Source organism: Brevibacterium sp. BDJS002 (genome assembly GCF_028201555.1).
In the GTDB taxonomy this organism is placed as follows: domain Bacteria; phylum Actinomycetota; class Actinomycetes; order Actinomycetales; family Brevibacteriaceae; genus Brevibacterium; species Brevibacterium aurantiacum.
On sequence record NZ_CP116392.1, the window covers coordinates 1845290 to 1869820 of the forward strand.

At 62.4% G+C, this 24531-nt stretch carries 20 protein-coding genes; 15 read left to right on the forward strand and 5 right to left on the reverse strand.

Annotated elements, in window-relative coordinates; translation table 11 throughout:
* The first annotated feature begins 15 nt into the window (after positions 1 to 15).
* The gene (locus PGC08_RS08635) at positions 16 to 423 is read left to right on the forward strand and encodes a hypothetical protein (RefSeq protein WP_009885014.1); all 408 of its coding nucleotides are present in this window, start codon (positions 16 to 18) and stop codon (positions 421 to 423) included.
* 9 nt (positions 424 to 432) lie between these two features.
* Here the strand turns inward: PGC08_RS08635 and PGC08_RS08640 are convergent, their stop codons facing one another.
* The 3 genes from PGC08_RS08640 to PGC08_RS08650 all read right to left on the reverse strand — a co-directional run bounded on the left by PGC08_RS08640 (position 433) and on the right by PGC08_RS08650 (position 3899).
* Complete coding sequence (locus tag PGC08_RS08640; RefSeq protein WP_009885013.1) at positions 433 to 1077, reverse strand: 4'-phosphopantetheinyl transferase family protein; 645 nt, start codon at positions 1075 to 1077, stop codon at positions 433 to 435.
* A 3-nt stretch (positions 1078 to 1080) separates the two neighbouring features.
* Complete coding sequence (locus tag PGC08_RS08645) at positions 1081 to 1569, reverse strand: LapA family protein (RefSeq protein ID WP_069599988.1); 489 nt, start codon at positions 1567 to 1569, stop codon at positions 1081 to 1083.
* 101 nt (positions 1570 to 1670) lie between these two features.
* Positions 1671 to 3899, reverse strand: a complete 2229-nt coding sequence (locus PGC08_RS08650) for an NADP-dependent isocitrate dehydrogenase (protein WP_271709966.1) — start codon at positions 3897 to 3899, stop codon at positions 1671 to 1673.
* A gap of 161 nt (positions 3900 to 4060) precedes the next feature.
* Here PGC08_RS08650 and PGC08_RS08655 point away from each other — a divergent pair, with 161 nt between their 5' ends.
* The 5 genes from PGC08_RS08655 (at position 4061) to PGC08_RS08675 (ending at position 8959) form a co-directional block, all read left to right on the forward strand.
* Entirely contained in the window at positions 4061 to 4702 is a 642-nt protein-coding gene (locus PGC08_RS08655; protein WP_009885010.1) for a thymidine kinase, read from the forward strand.
* Between the two features lie 63 nt (positions 4703 to 4765).
* Positions 4766 to 5533, forward strand: a complete 768-nt coding sequence (locus tag PGC08_RS08660; RefSeq protein WP_009885009.1) for an alpha/beta fold hydrolase — start codon at positions 4766 to 4768, stop codon at positions 5531 to 5533.
* Positions 5534 to 5575: 42 nt separating this feature from the next.
* Positions 5576 to 7195 carry an SLC13 family permease gene (locus tag PGC08_RS08665; RefSeq protein ID WP_271709967.1) on the forward strand — a complete coding sequence of 540 codons (1620 nt, stop codon included), beginning with the start codon at positions 5576 to 5578 and terminating at the stop codon, positions 7193 to 7195.
* A 29-nt stretch (positions 7196 to 7224) separates the two neighbouring features.
* Positions 7225 to 8295, forward strand: a complete 1071-nt coding sequence (locus PGC08_RS08670; RefSeq protein ID WP_096158647.1) for an NADH:flavin oxidoreductase/NADH oxidase — start codon at positions 7225 to 7227, stop codon at positions 8293 to 8295.
* 7 nt (positions 8296 to 8302) lie between these two features.
* The gene (locus tag PGC08_RS08675) at positions 8303 to 8959 is read left to right on the forward strand and encodes an MBL fold metallo-hydrolase (protein ID WP_009881692.1); all 657 of its coding nucleotides are present in this window, start codon (positions 8303 to 8305) and stop codon (positions 8957 to 8959) included.
* Between the two features lie 49 nt (positions 8960 to 9008).
* Here the strand turns inward: PGC08_RS08675 and PGC08_RS08680 are convergent, their stop codons facing one another.
* Positions 9009 to 9599, reverse strand: coding sequence for a hypothetical protein (locus PGC08_RS08680; RefSeq protein ID WP_271709968.1), 591 nt, complete (start codon positions 9597 to 9599; stop codon positions 9009 to 9011).
* Between the two features lie 248 nt (positions 9600 to 9847).
* On the opposite strand from PGC08_RS08680, the gene PGC08_RS08685 reads away from it, so the two are divergent.
* The 7 genes from PGC08_RS08685 to PGC08_RS08715 all read left to right on the forward strand — a co-directional run bounded on the left by PGC08_RS08685 (position 9848) and on the right by PGC08_RS08715 (position 21576).
* Positions 9848 to 11653: an ABC transporter family substrate-binding protein gene (locus PGC08_RS08685; RefSeq protein ID WP_271709969.1), complete on the forward strand. Its 1806-nt coding sequence runs from the start codon at positions 9848 to 9850 to the stop codon at positions 11651 to 11653.
* A 104-nt stretch (positions 11654 to 11757) separates the two neighbouring features.
* A complete protein-coding gene (locus PGC08_RS08690; RefSeq protein ID WP_271709970.1) occupies positions 11758 to 13302 on the forward strand; it encodes an ABC transporter permease in 1545 nt (514 codons plus the stop codon).
* Positions 13299 to 14357 (forward strand): ABC transporter permease, encoded by a 1059-nt coding sequence (locus PGC08_RS08695; RefSeq protein WP_271709971.1) that lies wholly within the window; start codon positions 13299 to 13301, stop codon positions 14355 to 14357. The genes PGC08_RS08690 and PGC08_RS08695 overlap by 4 nt, the downstream gene beginning before the upstream one ends.
* On the forward strand, positions 14357 to 16297 hold the full coding sequence (locus tag PGC08_RS08700) for an ABC transporter ATP-binding protein (RefSeq protein WP_271709972.1): 1941 nt from the start codon (positions 14357 to 14359) through the stop codon (positions 16295 to 16297). Before PGC08_RS08695 ends, PGC08_RS08700 begins: the two co-directional genes overlap by 1 nt.
* A 228-nt stretch (positions 16298 to 16525) precedes the next feature.
* A complete protein-coding gene (typA, locus tag PGC08_RS08705) occupies positions 16526 to 18436 on the forward strand; it encodes a translational GTPase TypA (protein WP_009881698.1) in 1911 nt (636 codons plus the stop codon).
* A 16-nt stretch (positions 18437 to 18452) separates the two neighbouring features.
* On the forward strand, positions 18453 to 19805 hold the full coding sequence (locus PGC08_RS08710; protein WP_271709973.1) for a PIG-L family deacetylase: 1353 nt from the start codon (positions 18453 to 18455) through the stop codon (positions 19803 to 19805).
* A 13-nt stretch (positions 19806 to 19818) separates the two neighbouring features.
* Positions 19819 to 21576 (forward strand): VanW family protein, encoded by a 1758-nt coding sequence (locus PGC08_RS08715; RefSeq protein WP_271709974.1) that lies wholly within the window; start codon positions 19819 to 19821, stop codon positions 21574 to 21576.
* A gap of 29 nt (positions 21577 to 21605) precedes the next feature.
* On the opposite strand, the gene PGC08_RS08720 is transcribed toward PGC08_RS08715, so the two are convergent.
* Positions 21606 to 22679 carry a GNAT family N-acetyltransferase gene (locus PGC08_RS08720; RefSeq protein WP_271709975.1) on the reverse strand — a complete coding sequence of 358 codons (1074 nt, stop codon included), beginning with the start codon at positions 22677 to 22679 and terminating at the stop codon, positions 21606 to 21608.
* Between the two features lie 201 nt (positions 22680 to 22880).
* On the opposite strand from PGC08_RS08720, the gene fdxA reads away from it, so the two are divergent.
* Together fdxA and dapC are read left to right on the forward strand one after the other, a co-directional pair.
* A complete protein-coding gene (fdxA, locus tag PGC08_RS08725) occupies positions 22881 to 23204 on the forward strand; it encodes a ferredoxin (protein ID WP_009881702.1) in 324 nt (107 codons plus the stop codon).
* A 3-nt stretch (positions 23205 to 23207) separates the two neighbouring features.
* Positions 23208 to 24344 carry a succinyldiaminopimelate transaminase gene (gene dapC, locus PGC08_RS08730; protein WP_271709976.1) on the forward strand — a complete coding sequence of 379 codons (1137 nt, stop codon included), beginning with the start codon at positions 23208 to 23210 and terminating at the stop codon, positions 24342 to 24344.
* Positions 24345 to 24531: the final 187 nt, after the last annotated feature.

Consider the following 24531-nt stretch of genomic DNA (forward strand, 5'->3'; position numbering starts at 1 on the left):
GAGTAGGATCGGAGCATGATGAAATTCGGGTTCGTCGCCGATGGCGTGTTCAAACTGCTCGTCGCGGTCGCACTCTGCGCGTTTCTTCCCGCGGTCGAATCGTTTCTGCTGGCACCCAGGTGGTTGGCGATCACGGCAATCGTCCTGCTCTTCCTCAGCGCTGCCACGGAGATCTCCTATGGCGCCCGCAGAGGTGAGAAGCGCTATGTGAAGTACCTGGCGATATTCGATTCGCTCTGGGTGGTGTCGACGATCATCGCCGTGATCCTCGCCCTTGTCGGAAGTCCGGCGGCGGGCCTCGTCTGGTTCGGCTACACGGCTCTCGGCTCCTTGGCCATCGCCATCGTGTTCACCACCGGGGCCAATGGCCCCGATTTCGCCGAGGACGAGGCATCCGGTGGGTCCACACCGGCGAGCGACTGAGAGTGGCTGTCAGCGGTTGAACGCGATGGCCGCGTGGTATCCCTCGGGCAGACCCGATTCCAGGTCAAAGATCTCGACGTCGGGGTGCGGGGAGTTCGGTGCGGTTCCGGCTCCGATGTAGTCCATGCCGGGATCGCGGGCCAAGCCTGTGCTCAGAGCCTTGAGGAAGGCCTCTTTGCGGGCCCACACACGGACGAAGTCGGTCGCCAGCTCAGATGCTGGCACCTGCTCGAGCTCGGCTCGCTCCTTCGGGTGCAGCAGCGACATCGCCTCGGCGGCAACCGCGTGTTCGGGCACGGCCTCGAGATCGACCCCTATGGGATCATCGGCAACGGCGACCAGGACCAGTCGCCTGGCTCTGGTGACGGAGAATTCGCATTCCTCGACCCGGGGCTTGCCCGCAGAGTCGAGACGAATCTCGATGCCGGCGGGGTCGCGGTCCAGATGCGTGCCGAGAACATGGCGGAGAATGACCCGACCGGCAGCCCAAGTGGCTGCCGCATCGGGTTCGAACTCCGTCGCATAGTTCATCTCCTGCTTCGTCAGCGAGGAGAGATCGATGCGCGCCCATTCGGCCTCGGCGTCAGTGTCGGCGAGGACGATGGTCGAATCGAGCTGGGTGGGCAGGAGGGTGAAACCGGGGTGGGACTCCATGTATCAGCGGCCCAGAGCCTTCGAAATCTTCTTCAGCTTGCGGTTGAGCACGAAGATGCGCACGGATCCGATGATGCCGGCGATGAAGATGCCGCCGATTGCGGCGAAGAGCATGGCAACGCCCAGCGGCAGCTGGAACTGCCAACCGAAGTACTGGAATTCGGCGGGGACGTTGTTCTGCAGGATGAAGATGAGCAGGAGCACGACGATGGCGGCACCGAGGATGAGCGACGCCCACATTCCCGCCGACATGCCGGACCCGCCCTTGAGCTGAGCCAGTTCGGCATCCTTGCCTGCAGGAGTCGGCTCCTGGCGCTGCTCAGGTTCGGTCTGCTGTGCGGGGTCGATGCGCTGCGTCGGATCCACCTGCTGAGTCGGTGCGACCTCGCGGGTGTTGCCGGTCGCCGGATCCTCGTCGCCGAGCACGGACTGCGTCTCGGCCAGCAGCTCGTCGGGCGTCTGTGATTCGCCACGTGGGTCTTGAGTACTCATGCGCCCATCATAGTCGCTGATGGGCGCATGAGTGTGGTGTTGCAGTCTCTGACCTGAAGATGTGAGATCAGAGACGTGTGCTGGTCAGATCAGACCTGAGATCAGACCTTGGCGCTCAGGGTGGAGATGATCTCGTTGAGCGTGGCCGAGGGGCGCATGGCCGCGTCGAGCTTGGCCTCTTCCGGGTAGTAGTAGCCACCCAGATCGACCGGGCTGCCCTGGACTTGGAGGAGTTCGGACGAGATCTTCTCAGCGTTGGTCTCCAGAGCCTCGGCAACAGGCTTGATGGCCTCGGACAGCGGTTCGTCCGTCGTCTGCTCGGCCAGGTTCTGTGCCCAGTAGAGGGTCAGGAAGAAGTGGCTGCCGCGGTTGTCGATCTCGCCGACCTTGCGCGAAGGCGACTTGTTCTCTTCGAGGAACTTGCCGGTCGCTGCATCGAGTGTATCGGCGAGCACACCGGCACGGGCGTTGCCGTGGACGTTGAACTCGTGACGGAACGATTCGGCCAGGGCGAGGAACTCACCGAGTGAGTCCCAGCGCAGGTGGTTCTCTTCCACCAGCTGCTGAACGTGCTTCGGAGCCGAACCACCGGCACCGGTTTCGAACAGACCGCCGCCGGCGATGAGCGGAACCACGGAGAGCATCTTCGCCGAGGTGCCCAGTTCCAGGATCGGGAACAGGTCGGTGTTGTAGTCGCGCAGCACGTTGCCGGTCACCGAGATGGTGTCCTTGCCCTGACGAATGCGATCGATCGAGAACTGAGTCGCCTCGACCGGGTTCATGATGCGGATGTCGAGACCTTCGGTGTCGTGATCGCCGAGGTAGGCCTCGACCTTGGCCCGCAGGTTGCGGTCATGGGCGCGGGTCTCATCGAGCCAGAACACGGCAGGGGTCTCGGAGAGACGGGCACGGGTGACGGCCAGCTTGACCCAGTCGCGGACCGGGATGTCCTTGGTCTGGCAAGCGCGCCAGATGTCACCGGCGGCGACCTTGTGGGACAGGATGACCTCACCGGCAGAGTTGACGACCTCGACGACGCCGTCCTGGGCGATCTCAAAGGTCTTGTCGTGGCTGCCGTATTCTTCGGCCTTCTGCGCCATGAGTCCGACGTTGGGGACGGTGCCCATCGTGGTCGGATCGAAGGCACCGTTGGCGCGGCAGTCCTCGATCACGGTCTGGTAGACACCGGCGTAGGAGGAGTCGGGGATGACGGCCAGGGCGTCCTGGGTCGCGTCGTCCTTGTTCCACATTTTGCCGCCGACGCGGATCATCGCGGGCATCGAAGCATCAACGATCACGTCGGAGGGCACGTGCAGGTTCGTGATTCCCTTATCTGAGTTGACCATGGCCAAGGAGGGGCCCTCGGCGATGCCCTTCTCGATTCCGTCCTTGACACCCTTGGCCACATCGGCCGGGAGGGCGTCGAGTCCGCCGAGGATGGCGGCCAGTCCGTTGTCGGAGGTCAGGCCCGCCTCGGCGAGGGCAACACCGTATTCGGCGTAGACCTCGGGGAAGAACGCCTCGATGACGTGGCCGAAGAGAATCGGGTCGGAGACCTTCATCATGGTCGCCTTGAGGTGGACGGAGAAGAGGGTTCCCTCCTCCTTGGCGCGTACGATCTGCGCCTTGAGGAACTTGTGGAGTTCTGCGACGTCCATCTTGGTGGCGTCGATGACCTCATCGGCGAGGACAGGCAGAGATTCCTTGAGGACAACGGTCTCGCCCGAGGCGGGACGCAGACGGATCTGCAGGGTGTCATCGGCCGGGATGACGACTGACTTCTCGTTGTCGCGGAAGTCACCGGCAGCCATGGTGGCCACATTGGTCTTCGAATCAGCGGACCAGTCACCCATCGAGTGCGGGTGGGCCTTCGCGAAGTTCTTCACGGCCTGCGGGGCACGACGATCGGAGTTGCCCTCACGCAGGACGGGGTTGACGGCTGAGCCCTTGACCTTGTCGTAGCGAGCCTTGGCGTCGCGTTCCTCATCGGTCGATGGCTCGTCCGGGTAGTCGGGCAGTTCGTAGCCCTGTGACTGGAGCTCGGCGATGGTGGCCTTGAGCTGGGGGACGGACGCCGAGATATTGGGCAGCTTGATGATGTTGGCTTCAGGCTTCTTGGCCAGCTCGCCCAGCTCGGCCAGGGAATCAGCGACCTGCTGATCTTCGGGGAGGCGATCAGTGAACTGTGCCAGTACACGCGCGGCCAGAGAGATGTCTCGGGTCTCGACCTCGACGCCCGCCGAGGTGGCGAAGGCCTCGATGATCGGCTTGAGCGAGTATGTCGCCAGAAGAGGCGCTTCATCGGTGCGCGTATAAATGATTTTGGCCATGGTGATGGACTACTCCACATCGTCTCGGGGTTTGACCTCACCATCCTACCGTTGACCCGGATGCGCTCAGCTTCCCGGTAGGGTTCTGTTTCGTCACACACCACAGGACACCCATTACGAACAACAGCAAAATCATCACGAACGACTCAGAGAGGACGAAGGTGGCAAAGCTCTACTTCCGTTACGGGGCGATGAATTCCGGAAAGTCGACCGCTCTGCTGCAGGCCGCCTTCAACTACGAGGAGCGCGGCCAGCGAGTGCTGCTGGCCAAACCCCACATCGACACGAAGGGTGCTGGCGAGATCGTCTCGCGGCTCGGTGTCACCCGCGAAGTCGACTTCCTCATCCCCGCCGGCTCTGACGTTGAGACCATCTACCGCGAACACGCCGACTACGTCGATCATGATGCTCTGCTGGAATCCATCGACACCCCTAAGGCAAGCGTGGCCTGCCTGCTCATCGACGAGGCCCAGTTCCTCGAACCGCTCCAAGTCGATTCGCTCATGCGCATCGCCACTGCTATCTCGGTGCCGGTGATGTGCTACGGAATCCGCACCGACTTCCGCACCAGGGCATTCCCTGGTTCTGCCCGATTGCTTGAGATTGCTCACACTCTGGAAGAGCTGAAGACCATCTGCAGGTGCGGCCGCAAGGCCATGTTCAACGGACGCCTCGTCGATGGCCAGTTCATCTTCGACGGTGATCAGGTGGCTATCGACGGCAATGCCGTGACCTATGAATCACTGTGCCCACGCTGTTATCTCCAGTACTCGGGCGGTAGGCTGAGTGCGGTGGTCTCCTGACCTTCCGACAGCACTCCTGACCTCGAACATCTCATCTGATCTCGAACCTCGCTAGGAGCACTCTTGCGCATTGCAGTCCACCCCCTCAACGACAATCCGGGTTCACCGGCCATCGTCTTCGGAAACGCCCTCGGTACGCGAGTCTCCCTGTGGGCGGCGGTCGCGGCTCGGCTGGCCGACGACTATCAGATCTACCTCTCCGACCTGCCCGGCCACACACATCCTCGGACCGATGACGGTGGCGACTTCACAGTCCCCGACCTCGCCGCCGGACTCGTCACCAGTCTGGCTGAACTGGGTGTGGAGAAATTCACCTACTGCGGAGTATCGATTTCCGGCGGCATCGGCCTGACCCTCGCGCTCGATCACCCCGACTCTCTGAACGGCCTCGTCGCCTGCTCGACAGCAGCGAAATTCGGCACCGCCGAAACCTGGGCCGAACGCATCAAGGACGTCGAGGAGGACGGCACACGCGGTCAGCTCGACGACACCGCCGACCGGTGGTTCGCTGCGGGCTTCCTCACCGAGGACATCTCATCGGGACCCGCGATCCTCACCGATCTCGCCATGGTCGACGATGCCGCCTACCTCGCCTGCGCGCGGGCGCTGACCCAGTACGACCTGACCGGCCGACTCGAGGCGATCACCACACCGACCCTGTTCATCGCCGGAGCACAGGATCCCGGCTCCACCCCGGAAGCGATGACCGACCTCTCTGCACAGGTGCCTGACTCCACGATCGTCGTCATCCCCGACGCGGCCCACCTGCCCATGGCCGAACACCCGGACATCGTCTTCGACCACATCGAGGCATTTTTGAGTAGGGTGTAGATGTAGTCCCCAGCATCCGACCTTGCTCAATGAGGAGCGCAGATGACTCAGGAACAGCACTCACGAAGCGAGACCTCGACCGACCTCCGCGAACTGTCACCCGGTGAGAGAGCGCCTGGGCTGTCCAGACAGACGGTGCGCATCCGCTGGACCGGCTTCCTCCTCGGGCTCATCCTGTCGACCCTCGTCTACGCGATCATGCCGGACGGGGTCGAACACGGCGCGAAGCTGACGGCCGCCGTTGCTGTGCTCATGGCGGTGTGGTGGATGACCGAGGCACTGCCGATCCCTGCCACCTCCCTGCTGCCGCTTGTGGCTTTCCCCGTATTCGGCACCGAGGTCGAGATGGACACTGTCGGTGCCTCCTACGGAAACCCGATCATCTTCCTGTTCCTCGGCGGTTTCCTCATCGCTTTAGCCATGCAGCGTTGGAACCTGCACCGGCGAATCGCCCTCATCACCCTGTCCATCATGGGCAACAAGCCGGGACCGATGATTGCGGGCTTCATGATCGCCACCGGATTCGTCTCCATGTGGGTCTCGAACACCGCCACAGCGGTGATGATGCTGCCCATCGGTATCTCGGTGCTGATGATCGTGAGCAAAGTCGTCGGCGGCGCCATCACCGATGCGGCAGAAACCGCGGACTCCGATACCGCGGATTCGGCCGCCGAGGTGCCAGAGACAGGGGAGGACGACTCCGGCCTCGGGGCGGTGGTGAAGTCCAACTTCGGCACGGCGCTCATGCTCGGCATCGCCTATTCCGCCTCCATCGGGTCTCTCGGCACCATCATCGGCACACCGCCGAATCTCTTCCTCGTCGGCTATCTCAAGGACAACCACGACATCTCCATCGGCTTCGGTCAGTGGATGCTCGTCGGTGTGCCGCTGGCGATCGTGATGATGGTCATCGCCTGGTTCCTCCTCGTCAAGGTCCTGTTCAAACCCGAGATCGATGAGATCCCAGGGGGTCGCGAGCTCATCCGCGAGGAATTGGAGAAGCTCGGACCGATGTCGACCGGGGAAAAGCTGGTGCTGGGCATGTTCGTCCTCGCCGCGGTCAGCTGGATCTCCCTGCCGCTGATCTTCGAGGAGCCACCGATCAGCGATGAGGGCATCGCCATGGTCATCGGCCTCCTCCTCTTCCTCATTCCCGGAGGAGCCAATCGCGGAGTCCGCCTCCTCGACTGGGACACCGCGGAGAAGCTGCCCTGGGGTGTGTTACTTCTCTTCGGCGGCGGCCTGGCCTTGTCTGCACAGTTCTCCTCCTCGGGACTGACCGAATGGATCGGCAAATCCACGAGCGGTCTGGGAGTACTGCCGACAGTCTTCGTTGTCGCGATCTTCGCCACGATCATCCTGTTCCTCACGGAGCTGACCTCGAACACCGCGACCGCAGCCACCTTCGTTCCCGTTGTCGGCGGCGTGGCGATGGGGCTCGACCTCGACCCGCTGCTTCTCACCATTCCGGTGGCCCTGGCTGCGACCTGCGCCTTCATGCTTCCGGTGGCAACACCACCCAACGCTGTTGCCTACGGTTCGGGCTACGTGACGGTGGCGCAGATGGTCAAGGGCGGACTATGGCTCAACGTCATCGGAATCGTCCTCATCACGATCACCGTCTACGTACTCGCCGTACCAGTATTCAACATCATGCTGTGATCGACGAGGAACCTTGGCAGACTGACGACATGACTCATCTCTTCTCACCTATGACAATGCGCGGCACCGAGATCGCCAACCGCATCTGGCTGGCCCCGATGTGCCAGTACTCCTGCGAGTCCGAAGACGGCGTGCCCGGCACCTGGCACCTCGTTCACCTGGGTGCCCGTGCCCAGGGCGGGTTCGGACTCATTCTCACCGAGGCCTCCGCTGTCCTGCCTGAAGGGCGGATCTCGCCTCAGGACGCCGGCATCTGGAATGACGATCAGGCCGACGCCTGGTCCTCGATCACCGAGTTCGTCCATTCGCAGGGCAGTCGGATCGGTGTGCAGTTGGCCCACGCGGGTCGCAAAGCGAGCACATACCGTCCCTTCGAAGGCAATCCTCGGGGCAGCGTGCCCGAGGCCGAGGGCGGCTGGCCGACCCTCGGCGCCAGTGCCGTCGCCTACCCCGGATATGAGGCCCCGGAAGAGATGACGAAGGACGACATCGCCGAGGTGGTCGAGGCCTTCGCCGCGGCCGCCGTTCGAGCCATCGATGCTGGATTCGACCTCGTCGAACTTCACGCCGCCCACGGCTACCTGCTCCATTCGTTCCTGTCTCCGCTGTCAAACGTGCGCACCGATGAGTACGGCGGAGACCTAGCCGGACGTTCGCGAATTCTGATCGAGACCTACCAAGCCGTGCGCGCCGCAGTGGGGGAGGACGTGCCCGTCTTCGTCCGCCTCTCCGCCAGCGAGTGGCGCGAAGGCGGCTTCGACATCGCCGAGGCGGTTGAGGTCTCGCGTGACCTGAACGAATGCGGCGTCGACCTCATCGACGTCTCCTCCGGAGGCAACTTCCCCGTCAAGGTCCCCGTCGGTCCTGGCTACCAGGTGCCGCTGTCGGCCGCGATCCGCGCAGAGGGTGTGAGCACCGGAACCGTGGGCCTCATCACCGATCCGGAACAGGCGGAGACGATCCTGGCCTCCGAACAGGCAGACGCGATCTTCCTGGCCAGAGCAGCTCTGCGCGAACCGGCATGGCCACAGAGAGCAGCCCACGATCTCGGAGTCGAACCGGGACCGTATCCACCGCAGTACACACGAGGAGCATGGTGAACTGATAATGACGAAGACAATCGAGACCGAACACGTCGTCATCCGCAGCATTGCGGTGTCCGACATGGCCAACAACGTCTACCTCATCACCGCCAAGGAATCGGGGGCACAGGTGCTCATCGATGCCGCCGACGATGCCGATGCGATCACAGCACTCATCGCCTCAGGCGGTGACGACACCTCCGCGGAACCGATCCTGGAGGCGATCATCACGACTCACCAGCATTGGGATCATATTCGGGCACTGCCGGCCACTTCGGCGGCATTCCCTGATGCGATGACGATCGCCGGCAGCGCCGACGCGGAGGCGATCACCTCGGCCGAAGGGGTCGAGATCGCACGCTCCGTCGACCATCTCGACGTCGGCGACTTCGGCGGGTTCGTCCTGCAGGCGATCGGCCTGCGCGGGCACACACCCGGATCGATCGCTCTGCTGCTGCGTGATGGGGGAGAGACCATCCTGTTCTCCGGTGATTCGCTGTTCCCCGGGGGACCGGGCAAGACCTGGAAACCAGAGGACTTCACCTCGCTCATGGACGATCTGGAAGAGCGCGTCTTCGATCAGCTGCCTAACGAGACCCGGGTGCTGCCCGGACATGGTGATGCCACCACGCTGGGCGCGGAGCGTCCAAAGCTGAGCGAATGGCGCGAACGCGGCTGGTGAACAGTCGCGGCGGCTGAAAAGCCGACTGTCTGATCATTCAAGCGGCTGATCAGCTGGGCAGAGCCGCGAAGCCGAAGCCTGCCCAGATGACGGCGACCACGAGCGCGGCGATGATGCCGAAGTTCCACGAGCTGGAGATCGTGCGTTCCCCGCGAGGGTTCGACAGTTCCTCATCGCTGAGCTTGGAATGACGGTCGAGCACGGTGTCGACAGCAGGATTCGGATTGTCCATCAGCCTGCGGATGCCGTGTTCGTCCTTCTCCATCTTCTTACCCTTGCTGGCCAGGGGCCAAGAGGAGAAGACCTTCCCATGGGTGCGCACCCCGAGTCCGAAGTGGATGTCGAACCCGTCGACGAGATTCCAGGGGATGCGCACTGACTTCATCGGATTGATCAGTGCGATCTCCTTGTGCCGCAGCTCGACGCGCGGAAACCGGTAGAGGGCGTAGACGACGGTGATGATGGCGATCGGGATGCCCGCCACGGCCATGCCCCGAGCCGTGAAGTCTCCGACGACGATCGACCCGAGGCCGATCACGCACAGCCCAGCGATGACGAAGAAGAGCACCGTAGAGCTCGTCGTCCGTACGATCGTCGGCTGTTCGTTCCCTGAATTGCGATCTATCTCACTGTTAACCACCTGAACATCCTATCCACTGAGACTCCGCGTTGTGTGCATGTTTCCTTGGTCTCGAAACGGTAACGATTGTGAAATTTGCTCAGTATGTGGACTGTGTCACAGTGTCGCGTGAATTAACTTTGAGGCATTCCATGTGAAAAACATGAACGCGCTCACAGTCCCGACCAGGGATTGATCGGGCGCAACACGCCCTGACCTGTGGGCGTGGCTACAAGGGCGAAACAGCCTCATGACAACAAGGAGAGAACGTGAACAAGCGCTTCCTCGCGGCCGGAGCCTCAGTTGCCGCAGCAGCAATGGTGCTCACTGCGTGCACACCCCCCGGCGGCGGAGACGATGAGAAGTCGTCAGAGAAATCAAGCGTCAACATCGGATGGAACGAATCCTTCCGTTCGATGAACACATTGACGGCTAACGGCAACGCCACATCGAACGCCATTCTCACCTACATGATGAATGACAACTTCGGGTACTACGACGGCGAGCTCGAGGTCCAGGACGGATCTCTGGGTAAGGTCGAGCAGGTCTCCGAAGACCCTCTGAAGGTCAAGTACACCTTCAATGACGACGCCAAATGGTCCGATGGCACCCCGGTCGATGCCGCCGACTTGGCTCTGACCTGGGCCGGCACCTCGGCGAACTTCAACACCGTCGAGCAGAACAACGCGGATGACGGATCGGTCAAGGAGAACGACGCGAAGACCGTCTACTTCGACTCATCCACCGCTGGTTCCGCACTCGTCAAGGACTTCCCTGAGATCTCCGAAGACGGCAAGGAGATCACCCTCACCTACTCCAAGCCCTATGCCGACTGGCAGACCGAATTCGGCGTCGGTGCCGATGGAGTCGGTGTCCCGGCCCACATCGTGGCGAAGAAGGCGCTCGGCGTCGACGACGCGGCGAAGGGCAAGCAAGCCATCCTCGACGCAATCAAGGACAAGGACACCAAGAAGCTGTCCAAGATCTCAAACATGTGGAACACGGGCTTCGACTTCACCTCGATGCCCAAGGACAAGGACCTCCTCGTCCACAACGGTCCGTACAAGATGACCAAGTTCGAAGAGGGCCAGTACGTCACTCTCGAACTCGACGACAAGTACACAGGTCCGGTCAAGCCGAAGGTCGACACCGTCACGGTTCGCTACAACGGCGATCCGATGGCCATGATCCAGGCCATCGAAAACGGCGAGGTCGACATGACCCAGCCACAGGCCACGGCAGACGTCCTCTCTGCAGCTGAAGACCTCGACGGCGTCACCGTCGACGCGGCTGACGGTGCGACCTACGAGCACGTGGACTTCACCTTCGACAACAAGGGTCCCTTCGACCCCGAGGCCCACGGCGGCGACGAGGAGAAGGCCAAGAAGGTTCGCCAGGCGTTCCTCAAGACCGTTCCCCGTAAGGACATCGTCGAGAAGATCATCAAGCCGCTCAACGACAAGGCCGTCACCCGCGACTCCTACTCGCAGGTTCCCGGTTCGCCGATGTACGACGCGATCACCAAGGAAAACGGCGTTGCCGACGCCACCGATGTCGATATCGACGCAGCGAAGAAGCTCCTCAAGGATGCCGGCGCAGACGCGCCCAAGGTTCGCGTGATGTACGACAACACGAACTCGCGCCGTCAGCAGGAGTTCCAGCTGATCAAGGAATCGGCCGAGAAGGCCGGCTTCAAGATCGAAGATGTCGGAGACGTCAACTGGGGTACCCGCCTCGGCGACGGCACCTACGATGTCTCGTTGTTCGGCTGGCAGTCCGAGGGCACCGGCGTGACTGAGAACGATGCGAACTTCCGCACCGGCGCTCAGAACAACTACGGCGGCTACTCGAGCAAGAAGATGGACAAGATCCTCGACAAGCTCCTCGTATCCAAGGAAGAGGATCAGGAGAAGCTGCTCGTCGACATGGAGAAGCAGCTGAGCGAGGACGCCTTCGGTGCACCGATCTTCCAGTTCCCTGAGCTGACGATCTACCGCGACAAGGTCAAGAACGTGAAGTCCACGGCCGTGTCACCAACCATGTTCTGGAACTACTGGGAGTGGGAGACCAACTGATCCGCGACTGACGCGGTCGGTTCTCCTTCACCCCCAGCTGCTGTGGGGATCACTCTGTGATCCCCACAGCAGCGTTTTCGGAAGATTGAAACGGACACCACCCAATGACAAGATTCATCCTCAGACGACTCCTATCAACTGCACTCGTGCTCTTGGTCGTGACCTTCGTCCTCTATCTCCTGCTCAACGTCGCCCTCGACTTCTTCTGGGATCTGCGCTCGAGCACCTCTCCCAACATCGAGGCACTCTACGAGTCTCGGCGCAGACTTCTTGACCTCGACACCCCCGCAATCGTGCGCTACTTCAAGTGGTTGGCCGGTGTGGGCGGCTGCGTGGTCGGACAATGCGATTTCGGCATCGCCTGGAAGTCAGGCCAAGAGGTCACCTCGCAGCTCCAGGGAGCGATCGTCAACACGGTCAAGCTCATCACTGCCTCGACGATCGTGGCCATCGTGCTCGGCATCGCCGTCGGAATGGTCTCGGCGATTCGTCAGTACTCGGGCTTCGACTACTTCATCACCTTCGTCTCGTTCCTCCTCTACTCGCTGCCTGTGTTCTGGGTCGCGGTTCTGCTCAAGCAGTACGGCGCGATCGAGATCAACAACTTCATCAACGACCCGACGCTGAGCAGCTGGGTGCCGATCATCCTCGTCTGCCTGGCTTTGGGCCTGTTCTGGATGGGAGCTCTGGGCGGCAGCCGCAAACGCAGACTCATCACCTTCATCGCTGCCACGGTGATCACCTTCGCCACGATCTACTACATCCTGGCCAGCGGTTGGCTGCAGCACCCGAGCATCGGCATCGTGGGTATCGTCGTCATCGGCCTCGGTGCTGCCGTGGTCATGACCTTCCTGTCGACGGGCCTGAAGAACCGGCGCGTCCTCTACGCGTCTCTGACGATGGCCGTCATTGGAGCGCTGCTCTATATGCCGCTGCAGTATCTCTTCTACTACCAGGAGATGAACTGGCTGTGGATGTTCGGACTCCTGGTCGTGACGATCGGTGTGGCCATCGGCGTCGGTTTGGCATTCCGAGGTCCCGATCCCTGGGACACGGTGCGCACCACCTTCTTCACCGGCCTCATCATCGCGGTGCTCATCTTCGCGGACCGGGTGCTGCAGGGGTGGGGAGACTACTCCGACCAGCCTGCGATCAACAACCGTCCGATCGCGACGATCGGCGCATCGACGCCGAACCTCGAGGGCGACTTCTGGATAGCGAACCTTGACACGTTCACTCACCTGCTCCTCCCATCGATCGCACTGATCCTCATCTCCTTCGCTTCGTACACCCGCTACACCCGCGGATCGATGCTCGAGGTCATGGGCCAGGACTACATCCGCACGGCACGGGCCAAGGGCCTCAACGAGCGTACGGTCGTCATGCGCCACGCACTGCGCAATGCTCTGCTGCCGCTGGCATCGATCATTCCCGTCGACATCATCACCATGATCGGCGGTGCCGTCATCACGGAGACGATCTTCGGCTGGAACGGTATGGGCAAACTCTTCATCGATTCGATGAGACAGTCCGAACTCGATCCGATCATGGCCTACATCCTCATCACGGGCCTGCTCGCCATCATCGCCAACCTCGTCGCGGACTTCCTCTATGCAGTCCTCGACCCCAGAATCCGAGTGAACGCATGAGTACCAACAACGATAACCAGAATGCTCTCGCCCCCGACGAGGTCGGGGACAATGCGATCGAGGCCAAGGAAACTGAAGGTCTGTCCCAGGGCAAGATCGTCTTCCGAAAGTTCCTCCGTCACAAGGGCGCGATGATCAGCATCGGAGTCTTCGCCTTCGTCGCCCTCTTTGCCTTCTCATCGGTGGGCTTCGGCCCGATCCCGGGGTGGTGGATCTTCAATCACACCGCCTCGGGCCCGATCGTCAACGCCGGAGGCGCGCCGACTTGGTCGTTCTCGAACTTCTTCTCGCTGGGGGAGCACCCCTTCGGGCAGGACGAGATCGGCCGCGACAACTTCGCCCGTGTGATGAAGGGGACGCAGATCTCCATCATCGTCATGATCATCATCGGCCTGGTCTGCCTCGTCATCGGCACGATTGTGGGTGCAGTCGCCGGATACTACCGCGGCTGGATCGATTCCATGCTGATGCGCATCACAGACGGCTTCATCATCCTGCCCGTCATCGTCATCGGTTCCATCCTCGGCAAAATGGTCGGAGGCGCGAACGGGCCACTGCTCGGCCTGGCCTTGGGAGCGATCCTGTGGACCGGCCTGGCACGACTCGTCCGCGGTGACTTCATGTCCCTGCGCGAACGAGAATTCGTCGATTCGGCTCGCGTGGCCGGAGCCAGCGACTTCCGCATCATGTTCAAGCACATGCTGCCCAACGCCATGGGCGTCATCATCGTCAATACGACGCTGGTGATGAGCCAGGCGATCGTGCTCGAAGCGGCACTCAGCTATCTCGGCTTCGGCATCCAGGCGCCTGGAATCTCCCTGGGCCAGCTCATCAGCGAATACCAGACCTCATTCGCGACCCGTCCATGGCTGTTCTGGTGGCCGGGCCTGTTCATCATCGTCATTGCACTGTGTGTGAACTTCATCGGCGACGGTCTGCGCGATGCGTTCGACCCCCGGATGAAGACCATTCCGAGCTGGAGGAAGATGAAGAAAGCCGAGCGCATGACCCAGAAGAATGCGGCGAACACGACGCAGAAAGAGGAGGCGAAGTGATGACTGAACAGACAAGCACAGCCAAATCACCGGTCCTCGACGTCAAAGACCTAGGCGTGAACTTCTGGGTCAACGACGAATGGTGGATGGCCGCCGAAGATCTCAACTACACAGTCAACGCCGGTGAAGTGCTGGCGATCGTAGGAGAATCGGGCTCCGGCAAATCACAGTCGAGCATGTCACTGCTCGGTCTGCTGCCCAGCAACGGCCGGGCCACCGGCTCGGCGAAGATGGGCGGAACCGAACTCATCGGCATGCCTCCGGAGAAGATGCAGCAGATCCGTGGAAACGAGATCTCGGTCATCTTCCAAGAGCCGATGACCGCACTCAATCCGGTCTACACTGCTGGCTTCCAGATTGTGGAGACGCTGCGCGTCCACCTCGACGTCGGGCCCACCGAGGCCAAAGAACGCGCTCTCGAGCTCATGCGTCTTGTCGAGATCCCGGACCCGGAGGAACGGTTCCATTCGTTCCCCCACCAGCTTTCGGGTGGACAGCGTCAGCGCATCATGATCGCTCAGGCTCTGGCCTGCCAGCCCAAGCTGCTCATCGCCGATGAGCCGACGACGGCTCTGGACGTCACCGTCCAGGCTGAGATCCTCAAGCTCATGCGTGAGCTGAAGTCGAAGCTCGATGCGGGAATCATCCTCATCACCCACGACATGGGGGTGGTCGCCGATATGGCTGATCGGATGATCGTGATGAAGGCGGGGCGCGTCGTCGAATCGGGTAACGCGGAAGAGATCTTCTACAACCCGCAGCACCCGTACACGAAGCAGCTGCTCGAGGCCGTGCCGCACCTGGGCACAGGCATTGAGGGAGAGGCTTTCGGCGCCGACCTCGCCGGTGTCGAGGACTCGGCGGTCGTTCACGAATCGGAAGCCTCCCCCGGCACCGCCGATGACGTCACGACGGGCGGCAACGACGGTGGGGCGCACCCGCCGAAGTCGACTCTCAGCCCGATGGTGGCCGAAGGCGGAGCAGACCGGGTCTCGGGCCTGGCCGAAGCCGCGGAGGCAGCCGGTGAGTCCAAGCATGCCAATGACATCGAGATGGACTCCACGGAGACCTACTACCATCCCGGGTCTCAGGCTGACTTCTCGAAGCCTTCTGCACTGCAGCTGCGCGATGCTGCGATCGAATATCCGGCGATCGGACGGAAGAAGGCCTTCCGCGCCGCACACCACATCAATCTGATGATCGCTCCCGGCGAGGTCGTGGGATTGGTCGGTGAATCCGGTTCGGGCAAAACGACGATCGGTCGTGCTGCCTTGGGACTTCTGCCCACCGTCGAAGGCGATATGGTCGTCAACGGCAAGAGCATCAAGGGCCTGAGCAACAAGGCGATGCGACCGCTGCGCAAGGAAGTCGGGATCGTGTTCCAGGACCCTGGTTCCTCGCTCAACCCGCGTCTGCCCGTCGGTGAGTCCATCGGGGAACCTCTCTACCTCCACGAGGGGATGAAGGGACCAGCACTGAGCAAGCGCGTCGAAGAGCTGCTCACCGCCGTCGAGCTGCCCACATCGATGCGCAACCGCTATCCGCACGAGCTCTCCGGCGGTCAACGGCAGCGCATCGGCATCGCCCGTGCGCTGACTCTGAGGCCGAAGCTGCTCATCGCCGATGAGCCGACATCGGCCCTCGACGTTTCGGTGCAGGCCAAGGTCCTCGACCTGTTCGAGGGTCTGCAGCAGGAATACGGATTCGCGTGCCTGTTCATCAGCCACGACCTGGCAGTCATCGAACGCATCGCCTCGCGTATCGCCGTGATGCGTCACGGGTACTTGGTCGAGATCGGGAAGAGCTCGCAGGTCGTCGCCAACCCGGTTCATCCCTACACCCAGCGGCTGCTGTCCGCGGTCCCAGTTCCGGACCCGCGCGAACAGCGCAAGCGACGCGAAGCCAGGGACGCTGTTCTGGAGGCCACGGCCAACGCCTGATCCTCAGGCAGTCCAGCTGGCCTACGTGATAATTCGGTGGTCGCAGCGGACGAGTCAGATGCGCTTTCGGGCGGATTCTCACTCGCCGCTGCGACCACCGAATGCATTCACGCTCGCATTCTTCATGCCCGACTTTGAACACCACCTGTCATTTCCGGTAAGCGTGTGGCCGTATAATGGTCTGTTGGGTCCGCACCGGACCAATCTCTCTAGCTCATAAGGTTCTTGATGACTGAAGCCATCACGCGTCGGGAAAACCGCCGCAACGTCGCAATCGTCGCCCACGTCGACCACGGCAAGACCACTCTGGTCGATGCCATGCTCCGCCAGACCGGTGTGTTCAGCGAACACGGTGATTTTGCTGAACGCGTCATGGACTCCGGCGACCTCGAACGCGAGAAGGGCATCACCATTCTCGCGAAGAACACCTCGGTTCTCTACAACGGACCGTCAGCCGGTGACGACCCCATCGTCATCAACGTCATCGACACGCCGGGTCACGCTGACTTCGGCGGAGAGGTCGAGCGCGGCCTGTCCATGGTCGACGGCGTGGTTCTCCTCGTCGACGCATCCGAGGGCCCTCTGCCCCAGACCCGCTTCGTGCTGCGCAAGGCGCTGGCCGCGAAGCTGCCGGTCATCCTCTTGATCAACAAGACCGACCGTGCCGATGCTCGCATCGACGGAGTCGTCGAAGAGGCCCAGGACCTGCTCCTCGGTCTCGCCTCCGACCTCGCGGACGAAGTTCCCGACCTCGATGTCGACTCGGTCCTCGACGTGCCTACCGTCTTCGCTGCGGCCAAGGTCGGCGCCGCTTCGCTCGAGCAGCCCGCTGATGGAGAAGCTCCGTCGAACCCGGACCTCGAGCCGCTGTTCAAGACGATCCTCGAGACCATCCCGGCTCCTGAGATCAACGATGACGACATCCTTCAGGCCCACGTGACCAACCTGGATGCCTCGCCGTTCCTCGGCCGTCTTGCTCTGCTGCGTATCTTCGGCGGCACCTTGCGCAAGGGCCAGCAGGTCGCCTGGGCTCGTGGCGATGACATCAGCTCGGTCAAGATCACCGAGCTCCTGGAGACTCAGGGCCTCGACCGTGTCCCGGCCACCGAGGCATCTGCCGGCGATATCGTCGCCGTGGCAGGCATCCCCGACATCATGATCGGTGACACGCTCACCGACCTGAACAACCCGAAGCCCCTGCCTGCGATCACAATCGATGATCCTGCGATCTCGATGACCATCGGCATCAACACCTCGCCTCTGGCAGGTCGCGAAAAGGGCACCAAGGTCACCGCACGCATGGTCAAGGATCGTCTTGACCAGGAACTCGTCGGCAACGTCTCGCTCAAGGTTCTGCCCACCGAACGTCCCGACGCCTGGGAAGTCCAGGGACGCGGCGAGCTCGCGCTGGCCATCCTCGTCGAGCAGATGCGTCGTGAAGGCTTCGAACTCACCGTCGGCAAGCCTCAGGTTGTCACCAAGAAGATCGACGGCAAGGTCCACGAGCCGTTCGAAGAGCTGCAGATCGACGTGCCTGAGGACTACCTCGGTGCCGTCACGCAGCTCCTGGCCAGCCGCAAGGGTGTCATGTCGACCATGACCAACCACGGCACCGGCTGGGTCCGCATGGAATTCACCGTCCCCGCACGCGGGCTCATCGGCTTCCGTACCCGGTTCCTCACCGAGACCCGCGGAACCGGCATCGCCAACTCCTTCTCCGCAGGCTATGGACCCTGGGCCGGCAACATCGAGTTCCGCACCAACGGATCCCTCGTGGCCGACCGCCCAGGTTCTGTGACTCCCTACGCGATGATCAACCTGCAGGAACGCGGCACCTTCTTCGTCCAGCCCACTTCGGAGGTCTACACCGGCCAGATCGTCGGCGAGAACTCCCGCGCAGACGACATGGACGTCAACATCACGAAGGAGAAGAAGCTGACGAACATGCGTTCGGCCTCGGCGGACTCCTTCGAGAACCTCGTCCCGCCGCGCAAGCTGACGCTTGAGGAAAGCCTCGAATTCGCCCGTGAGGACGAATGCGTCGAGGTCACCCCAGGGACAGTGCGCATCCGCAAGCTGGAACTCGACCCGAAGGAACGCGCGAAGACCTACGCCAAGCTGCGTAAACAGAACGCGTGAGTTCCACCAACCCAGCATGACCACAAGCACTCAGGACCCCATGGCCGTCGTTCCCCGCATCCTCTTCGTGCACGCTCATCCCGATGATGAGACGATCACGACCGGAGGCACAATCGCCGCACTTGTCGGCGAGGGAGCGCGGGTCACGGTCCTGAGTGCCACTCGTGGTGAGGACGGCGAGGTCATCCCCGCCGACCTCAAAGGCTTGGAAGGCAATCGTGCCGGACTCGCCCGCGTCCGGGAAGCCGAGGTCGCTGAGGCGATGGCTGCCTTGGGCGTGCGTGAGCACCTGTTCCTGGGCGGCAGCGCCCACACCTTCGAAGACTCCGGGATGGAGTGGGGCCCTGACGGTCATGCCGTCGCCGCCTCGACCATGCCCGCCAACGCACTCTGCGCTGCCGAACTTTCGACCGTGTCCCGCTACATCGCCTCCGTCATCGACGAGGTCCGCCCCCATGCGGTCATCACCTATGCCGCCAACGGCGGTTACGGCCACCCCGACCACGTGCGCGTTCACGAGGCTACTGTGGCCGCCGTCGACCTCGCAGCTTGGAGAGCCGGACGGCTGCTGTTCGTCGATGTCCCCGCCGAGGTGGCTCACGAGACATTCGACGCGAATCAGCCCGGATTCGCCGAAACCGGCTTCTCGCCAGCTCAGACGATCCCCACCAAACCGCCCGTGAGCGAGATCGTCATCGCCCAGGACATCTCCTCGGTTCTCGGCGACAAACGCAGCGCCTTGGCCGCTCACCGCACCCAGGTGGCGGTCTCCGGCGGGTTCTTCGCACTGTCGAACGGCATCGGCATGAAGATCGTCGACCATGAGTACTACTCCATCGGTGCCGGAACACCCATCTCGGCCCAGAGGCTTCGATCAGGACCTGCACCTCATGTGCTCACGGACCTCGACATCGCTGCCTGCGAAACCCAGACCCCCAGCGCTGTCGGTGCAGCACCCCTGCGCCGGCGACGTCGAGAGCCCAAGAAGCCAGGGTTCTTCGCCTATGCCCATGCTGTTGTCTTAGCTGTGCTCATCGGCTTCCTCGGGGCCATGCAGCACCTCAACGTGAGCGTGTTCGACCTCGCCGGTGCCACGGTCATCCTGCCCTGGGGACTCGTACTGTCCCTGCTGCTGGCCGCCTGCGGACTCTGGCACCTCAAGACCATGTACTTAAGCTCCTCTCCGATGCTTGTGGCCGCACTTGTCATCGTCATCCTCTCCTATGTCCTCGGCCAGCCGACGTGGCTGCCTGGCGCGGACATCATCGTGACCGGAACGCTGCGCTCGGCGGCCTGGCTGATCGGTCCGATGTTCATCGCCGCAATCCTCGCGTTCATCAAGGTGCGGCGGCCCACAGCAGCCCGTTAGAATCGGGAGAACTATGCCGACGCAGACACTGTCCCACCCCTCACCGAACCCCGGCGGCCGCCCGCAGGGCACCGCGGAGACTCCGAAGCGGAGACCGTGGCTCATCGCCGGGTTCATCGTGCTGGTCCTGGCCGTCCTCTACCTGGTCATCGGATTCCTCACCGGACGCGTGCTGTCGCCCGGAACGACTGTCGCCGGCGTCGACATCGGCGGCAAGTCCACCACCTCCGCGGAATCGACCCTGCGTGAAGAGCTGGGTGAGACAGCGGGGGAGAAGATCGAACTCAAGGCGGGCAAGCCCACTGCCGCCCTCGACCCTGAGAAAGCCGGGGTCGGCTTCGACATCTCGGAGACCATCAGCCGAGCCACCGGCTTCACCCTCAACCCCGTCATCATCTGGGACCGCCTCTTCGGCGATGACGAAATCGAACCGGTCATCAGCATCGACGATGAGAAATTCGAGGACGCCACCGGCAAGGTCACGGAATCACTCAAGTTCGAACCCGTCGACGCCGAAGTCAGCTACGTCAAAGCCAAGCCCGAGGTCAAGGACGGCACCGATGGTCAGAGCGTCGACGCCGAACAGGTGCGCACAGCCATCGAGGACTCGTGGCTGCGTACCGAAGGGCCGCTGCCGGTCACAGCTGCCGACGTCGAACCCGACATCACCACTGCCGAGGCGAAAGACGTCGCCGACGGCTTCGCCAAGGATGCAGTGAGTGGAGACCTGACCGTGCGAGCCGAACCCGCGAAAGACGCCTCCTCGGATGTCGACGCCGGAGATATGACGATCAGCCCCGCGACGATCGCGAAGACACTGACCTTCGAGCCCAAGGACTCGAAGCTCACTCCCGTCTTCGACGAGGAGGACCTGCAGAAACGGGTCCTGGCGGCCAACAAGGATGTCGGGAAGCCCGCGAAGGATGCAAGCTTCACGATCAAAGACGGCAAGCCTCAGGTCGTGAAGTCGGAAACGGGAATCGGGATCAAAAAGGACGAGCTGACCACAGCCGTCACTGACGCCATCTCGGGCAAGACCGACAAACCAACCGTCACCCTCGCCTCGGTGAAACCGGACTTCACCACGAAGGATGCGGAGAAGGCTGATGTCTCCGATGTGATGTCCGAATACTCAACCGGCTACTCATCCGAACCCAACCGCGACACCAATCTCAAGGTCGCGGCAAAAAAGGTCTCCGGGACGGTCGTTCAGCCCGGGGAGCAGTTCTCCCTCAACGAGGCCATCGGACAGCGCACAGCAGCAAACGGGTACAAGGCCGCTGGCGTCATCTCGGACGGGCAGATGAAGGAGGACTTCGGAGGGGGAGTCTCGCAGGTATCGACGACACTGTTCAACGCCGCCTTCTTCGCCGGTTTCGAACTGGACGAACACCAAGCTCATTCGCGTTACATCTCCCGCTACCCAGAGGGCCGGGAGGCCACGCTGGACTGGTCGACGATCGACATGAAGTTCACGAACACCTCGAAGCAGCCGGTGGTCCTCGACATGTACCTCTCCGATGGTGAGGTCCACGCAAAGGTATTCGGCGACAAGAAGCTCAAGGTCAAGTCCGATTCCTCTGACCGCTACAACTACAGTTCACCCGGGTCCGTGACCGAGTCGGGACCTGAATGCACGCCTCAGACTCCCAAACAGGGTTGGTCGATCAAGATCACGCGGACGATGGAGGACATCGCCTCGGGCAAGACGACCAGGGACTCATTCGTCACCGTCTACCGTCCGGTGAACAAGGTGGAGTGCAAGGACTGAATCGCTTCAGCCGGAGTCGTTGACGCGACTCAACCGCGACTGGCGTACCAGGACCGGTGACGAACCGTGGCTCCCAGGGATGTGAAGAGGTTCAGGGACGCTTCGTTGCTCGCCTCCACATCAACGAGATACGAACGCACTCCCCGCTGGGACAGCAGTGCCGCCGCGGCGCGGGCCACCGACCGACCTGCTCCTCGCCGGCGCAGGTCGGGGTGGGTGACGAGGTTCGTCAGCACGCCCCATTTGCTGCGTTCGACGATCCGGGCGCTGGCCACCATGGTCCTGCTGCCATCGGGGTGATCGGCATAGGCCGTGACGAACTGACACGGATCGGAAGCTTCGATGAGGCTGCGGAAAGCGTCGGCCGAACCGGGGTTGCGCTCACTCGTCCACGCCGCGTAGTGCATGGGGCTCGGCTCCTCGCTGACGTCGATAGACAGGCCTGGAGCGGCTGCGTCACCGGGATGAGCGGCCCCAGCGGCCGCCTCGGCGGTGGAACCGGCCAGCAGGAAGACGGGCTCAGAGGGGGAGTAGCCGCGGGCGGAGAGCAGCGGGGCCAGCCCCTCGCATGCCGGCGCCAGAGTACTGGAGTCATCGGCAGAATAGATCTGGACGCAGCTGGGCTTCTCCCGGGCCGAGTACCAGGCTTCGACGGCGTCGAGGCTCTGCTCCCAGTCCATTCCGGTGTCGGTGACGGGCAGGCAGCTGTTGGCACGTCTGGTCACCGAGTCGGAGCTGCGCAGCAGCCAGCCCTTCTGCAGCAGTCCGATGTCGGCATCGGATTCGGAACTCTCATTGCGCAGGTTCTCCATATGCAGCCAGGAGATGTCAGCAGGTAGCCATGCTGCTGCTGAGATCCGACGCAGATCGACGGCGGAGACAATCTCGTGGGTGCGACCTGATTTGGTCGGTGCCGGGGGCACCTCGTGGACGAGCATGATCTGCTCGCGGGCGATGCGGATCGGTCCGCGTTTGGTCCCGATCTCCACGAACGACTCGTCGGCACTGTTGACGACGCCGAGGGCATCCGAGGTCGAATGCGAATCACCGGGTTCGAGCGAATACCGCACGACCACTCTTTTGCCGGGCTGCAGATCGTCCACTTATCGCCTTCCGCCGAAACGTCCTTGAAGTTCTTGCCACCCCAGCCTAATCCAGCCCCCATCCCCACCGCCGCCGACGTGACCGAGGACACGAATGTGAAAGAAGGATCACGTCGACCCGATGGGACCTGAACGGACCGGAAGGCGTAGTCTTAGGCTGTATACGTGCAATCTCGTTGAGTCTTTATAGGAGTCGTACTCGTGACGTACATCATTGCCCAGCCTTGTGTCGATCTGAAGGACAAGGCCTGCGTCGACGAATGTCCGGTCGACTGCATCTATGAAGGTGAGCGCAGCCTCTACATCCACCCGGACGAATGTGTCGATTGTGGCGCCTGCGAACCGGTCTGCCCGGTTGAAGCGATCTTCTACGAAGACGACACACCGGAGGAATGGTCGGAGTACTACAAGGCCAACGTCGAATTCTTCGACGAGCTGGGCTCACCCGGCGGCGCCGCGAAGCTGGGCAACACCGGCTTGGATCACCCGATCATCGCCGCCCTGCCTCTGCAACCTCACGACTGAGCCATGTCTTCACGCTTCGACTCGTCGCGCTTCGGCCTCAATCTGCCCGACTACCCGTGGGACCGACTCACCGAGTTCCGCGATCGGGCCGCACAGCACCCTGATGGGGTCTGCGACCTCTCGATCGGCACACCGGTCGATCCCACTCCTCAGGTGATCCAGTCAGCACTGGCCGCCGCCGGAGACGCCCATGGCTATCCGACGACGGCGGGCACGACCGAACTGCGCGAAGCCATCGCCTGGTGGTATCAGAATTGGCATGGGGTCACACTCGATCCCGCCGCCGAGGTGCTGCCCACGGTCGGTTCGAAGGAGCTTGTCGCGTGGCTGCCCACACTGCTGGGACTGCGCCAGGCTGGTCTGGAAGTGGCCTGCCCATCGGCGGCCTACCCGACCTATGAGGTGGGTGCCACGATCGCCGGTGTCGGCTGTCGTCGTCTCGACGCGGCAGACGTTGCCGCCGGTGCCTCCCTGGACGGAATCGGACTGCTGTGGATCAACACCCCTGGCAATCCCACGGGTGAGGTGCTGGACACCGACACCCTCGCCGAGGTGGTCCGCCGTACCCGTGAATCTGGAGTCGTCCTTGCCTCCGATGAGTGCTACGGACTGCTCAACTGGGAATCCGAATCACCGGCTCCGAGCATCCTCAACGTCACCGGCGGAGATCACCACGGTGTTCTCAGCGTGTACTCGATGTCGAAGCAGTCCAACCTCGCCGGGTACCGCGCGGCCTTCGTGACCGGTGACCGCGACCTCATCGGCGACCTCACCAAGTCACGCAAGCACGCCGGAATGATCGTGCCGTTCCCAGTCCAAGCGGCGATGATCGCCGGTCTGCGAGACACTGCTCACGTCACTGAACAGAAGGAGCGCTACCGGGCTCGTCGGGACCTGCTGCGCAGCGGTCTCGAAGACTACGGATTCCGCATCGATCACTCGAGCGCGGGCCTCTATCTGTGGTCGAGTGCCGACATCAACTGCTGGGATTCGCTGTCCGGGCTGGCCGACATCGGCATCATCGCCGGTCCCGGCGAATTCTATGGTGAGGCGGCTACGGACCATGTGCGCATTGCCCTGACGGCAAGTGATGAGCGCATCGAGGCGGCCGCACGACGGTTGCATGCGGCGGCAGAATGAGCGGTTCTGAGGTCCAAAAGGGTGGACGCTGAGCCTACCGAAATTTGGTTCGAAGAAGCCCAGTAGAGCCAGATCAGACGGGTTACCGAGCAGTTTGAGGGTAGTGCTGGGATTTTCTGATTCTGGCAGTTATCGGTAGTCTTTGAGGGAATTGTGCAAGACACCTCAGGAAGTTCTTGAGGTGGGT

What these genes read in the sequence shown, in the direction of transcription:
- PGC08_RS08635 (WP_009885014.1), top strand. Translation starts at nt 16, where the DNA reads ATGATGAAATTCGGGTTCGTCGCCGATGGCGTGTTCAAACTGCTCGTC.
- PGC08_RS08640 (WP_009885013.1), bottom strand. Translation starts at nt 1,077, where the DNA reads ATGGAGTCCCACCCCGGTTTCACCCTCCTGCCCACCCAGCTCGATTCG.
- PGC08_RS08645 (WP_069599988.1), bottom strand. Translation starts at nt 1,569, where the DNA reads ATGAGTACTCAAGACCCACGTGGCGAATCACAGACGCCCGACGAGCTG.
- PGC08_RS08650 (WP_271709966.1), bottom strand. Translation starts at nt 3,899, where the DNA reads ATGGCCAAAATCATTTATACGCGCACCGATGAAGCGCCTCTTCTGGCG.
- PGC08_RS08665 (WP_271709967.1), top strand. Translation starts at nt 5,576, where the DNA reads ATGACTCAGGAACAGCACTCACGAAGCGAGACCTCGACCGACCTCCGC.
- PGC08_RS08670 (WP_096158647.1), top strand. Translation starts at nt 7,225, where the DNA reads ATGACTCATCTCTTCTCACCTATGACAATGCGCGGCACCGAGATCGCC.
- PGC08_RS08675 (WP_009881692.1), top strand. Translation starts at nt 8,303, where the DNA reads ATGACGAAGACAATCGAGACCGAACACGTCGTCATCCGCAGCATTGCG.
- PGC08_RS08690 (WP_271709970.1), top strand. Translation starts at nt 11,758, where the DNA reads ATGACAAGATTCATCCTCAGACGACTCCTATCAACTGCACTCGTGCTC.
- PGC08_RS08695 (WP_271709971.1), top strand. Translation starts at nt 13,299, where the DNA reads ATGAGTACCAACAACGATAACCAGAATGCTCTCGCCCCCGACGAGGTC.
- PGC08_RS08700 (WP_271709972.1), top strand. Translation starts at nt 14,357, where the DNA reads ATGACTGAACAGACAAGCACAGCCAAATCACCGGTCCTCGACGTCAAA.
- typA (WP_009881698.1), top strand. Translation starts at nt 16,526, where the DNA reads ATGACTGAAGCCATCACGCGTCGGGAAAACCGCCGCAACGTCGCAATC.
- PGC08_RS08710 (WP_271709973.1), top strand. Translation starts at nt 18,453, where the DNA reads ATGACCACAAGCACTCAGGACCCCATGGCCGTCGTTCCCCGCATCCTC.
- PGC08_RS08715 (WP_271709974.1), top strand. Translation starts at nt 19,819, where the DNA reads ATGCCGACGCAGACACTGTCCCACCCCTCACCGAACCCCGGCGGCCGC.
- dapC (WP_271709976.1), top strand. Translation starts at nt 23,208, where the DNA reads ATGTCTTCACGCTTCGACTCGTCGCGCTTCGGCCTCAATCTGCCCGAC.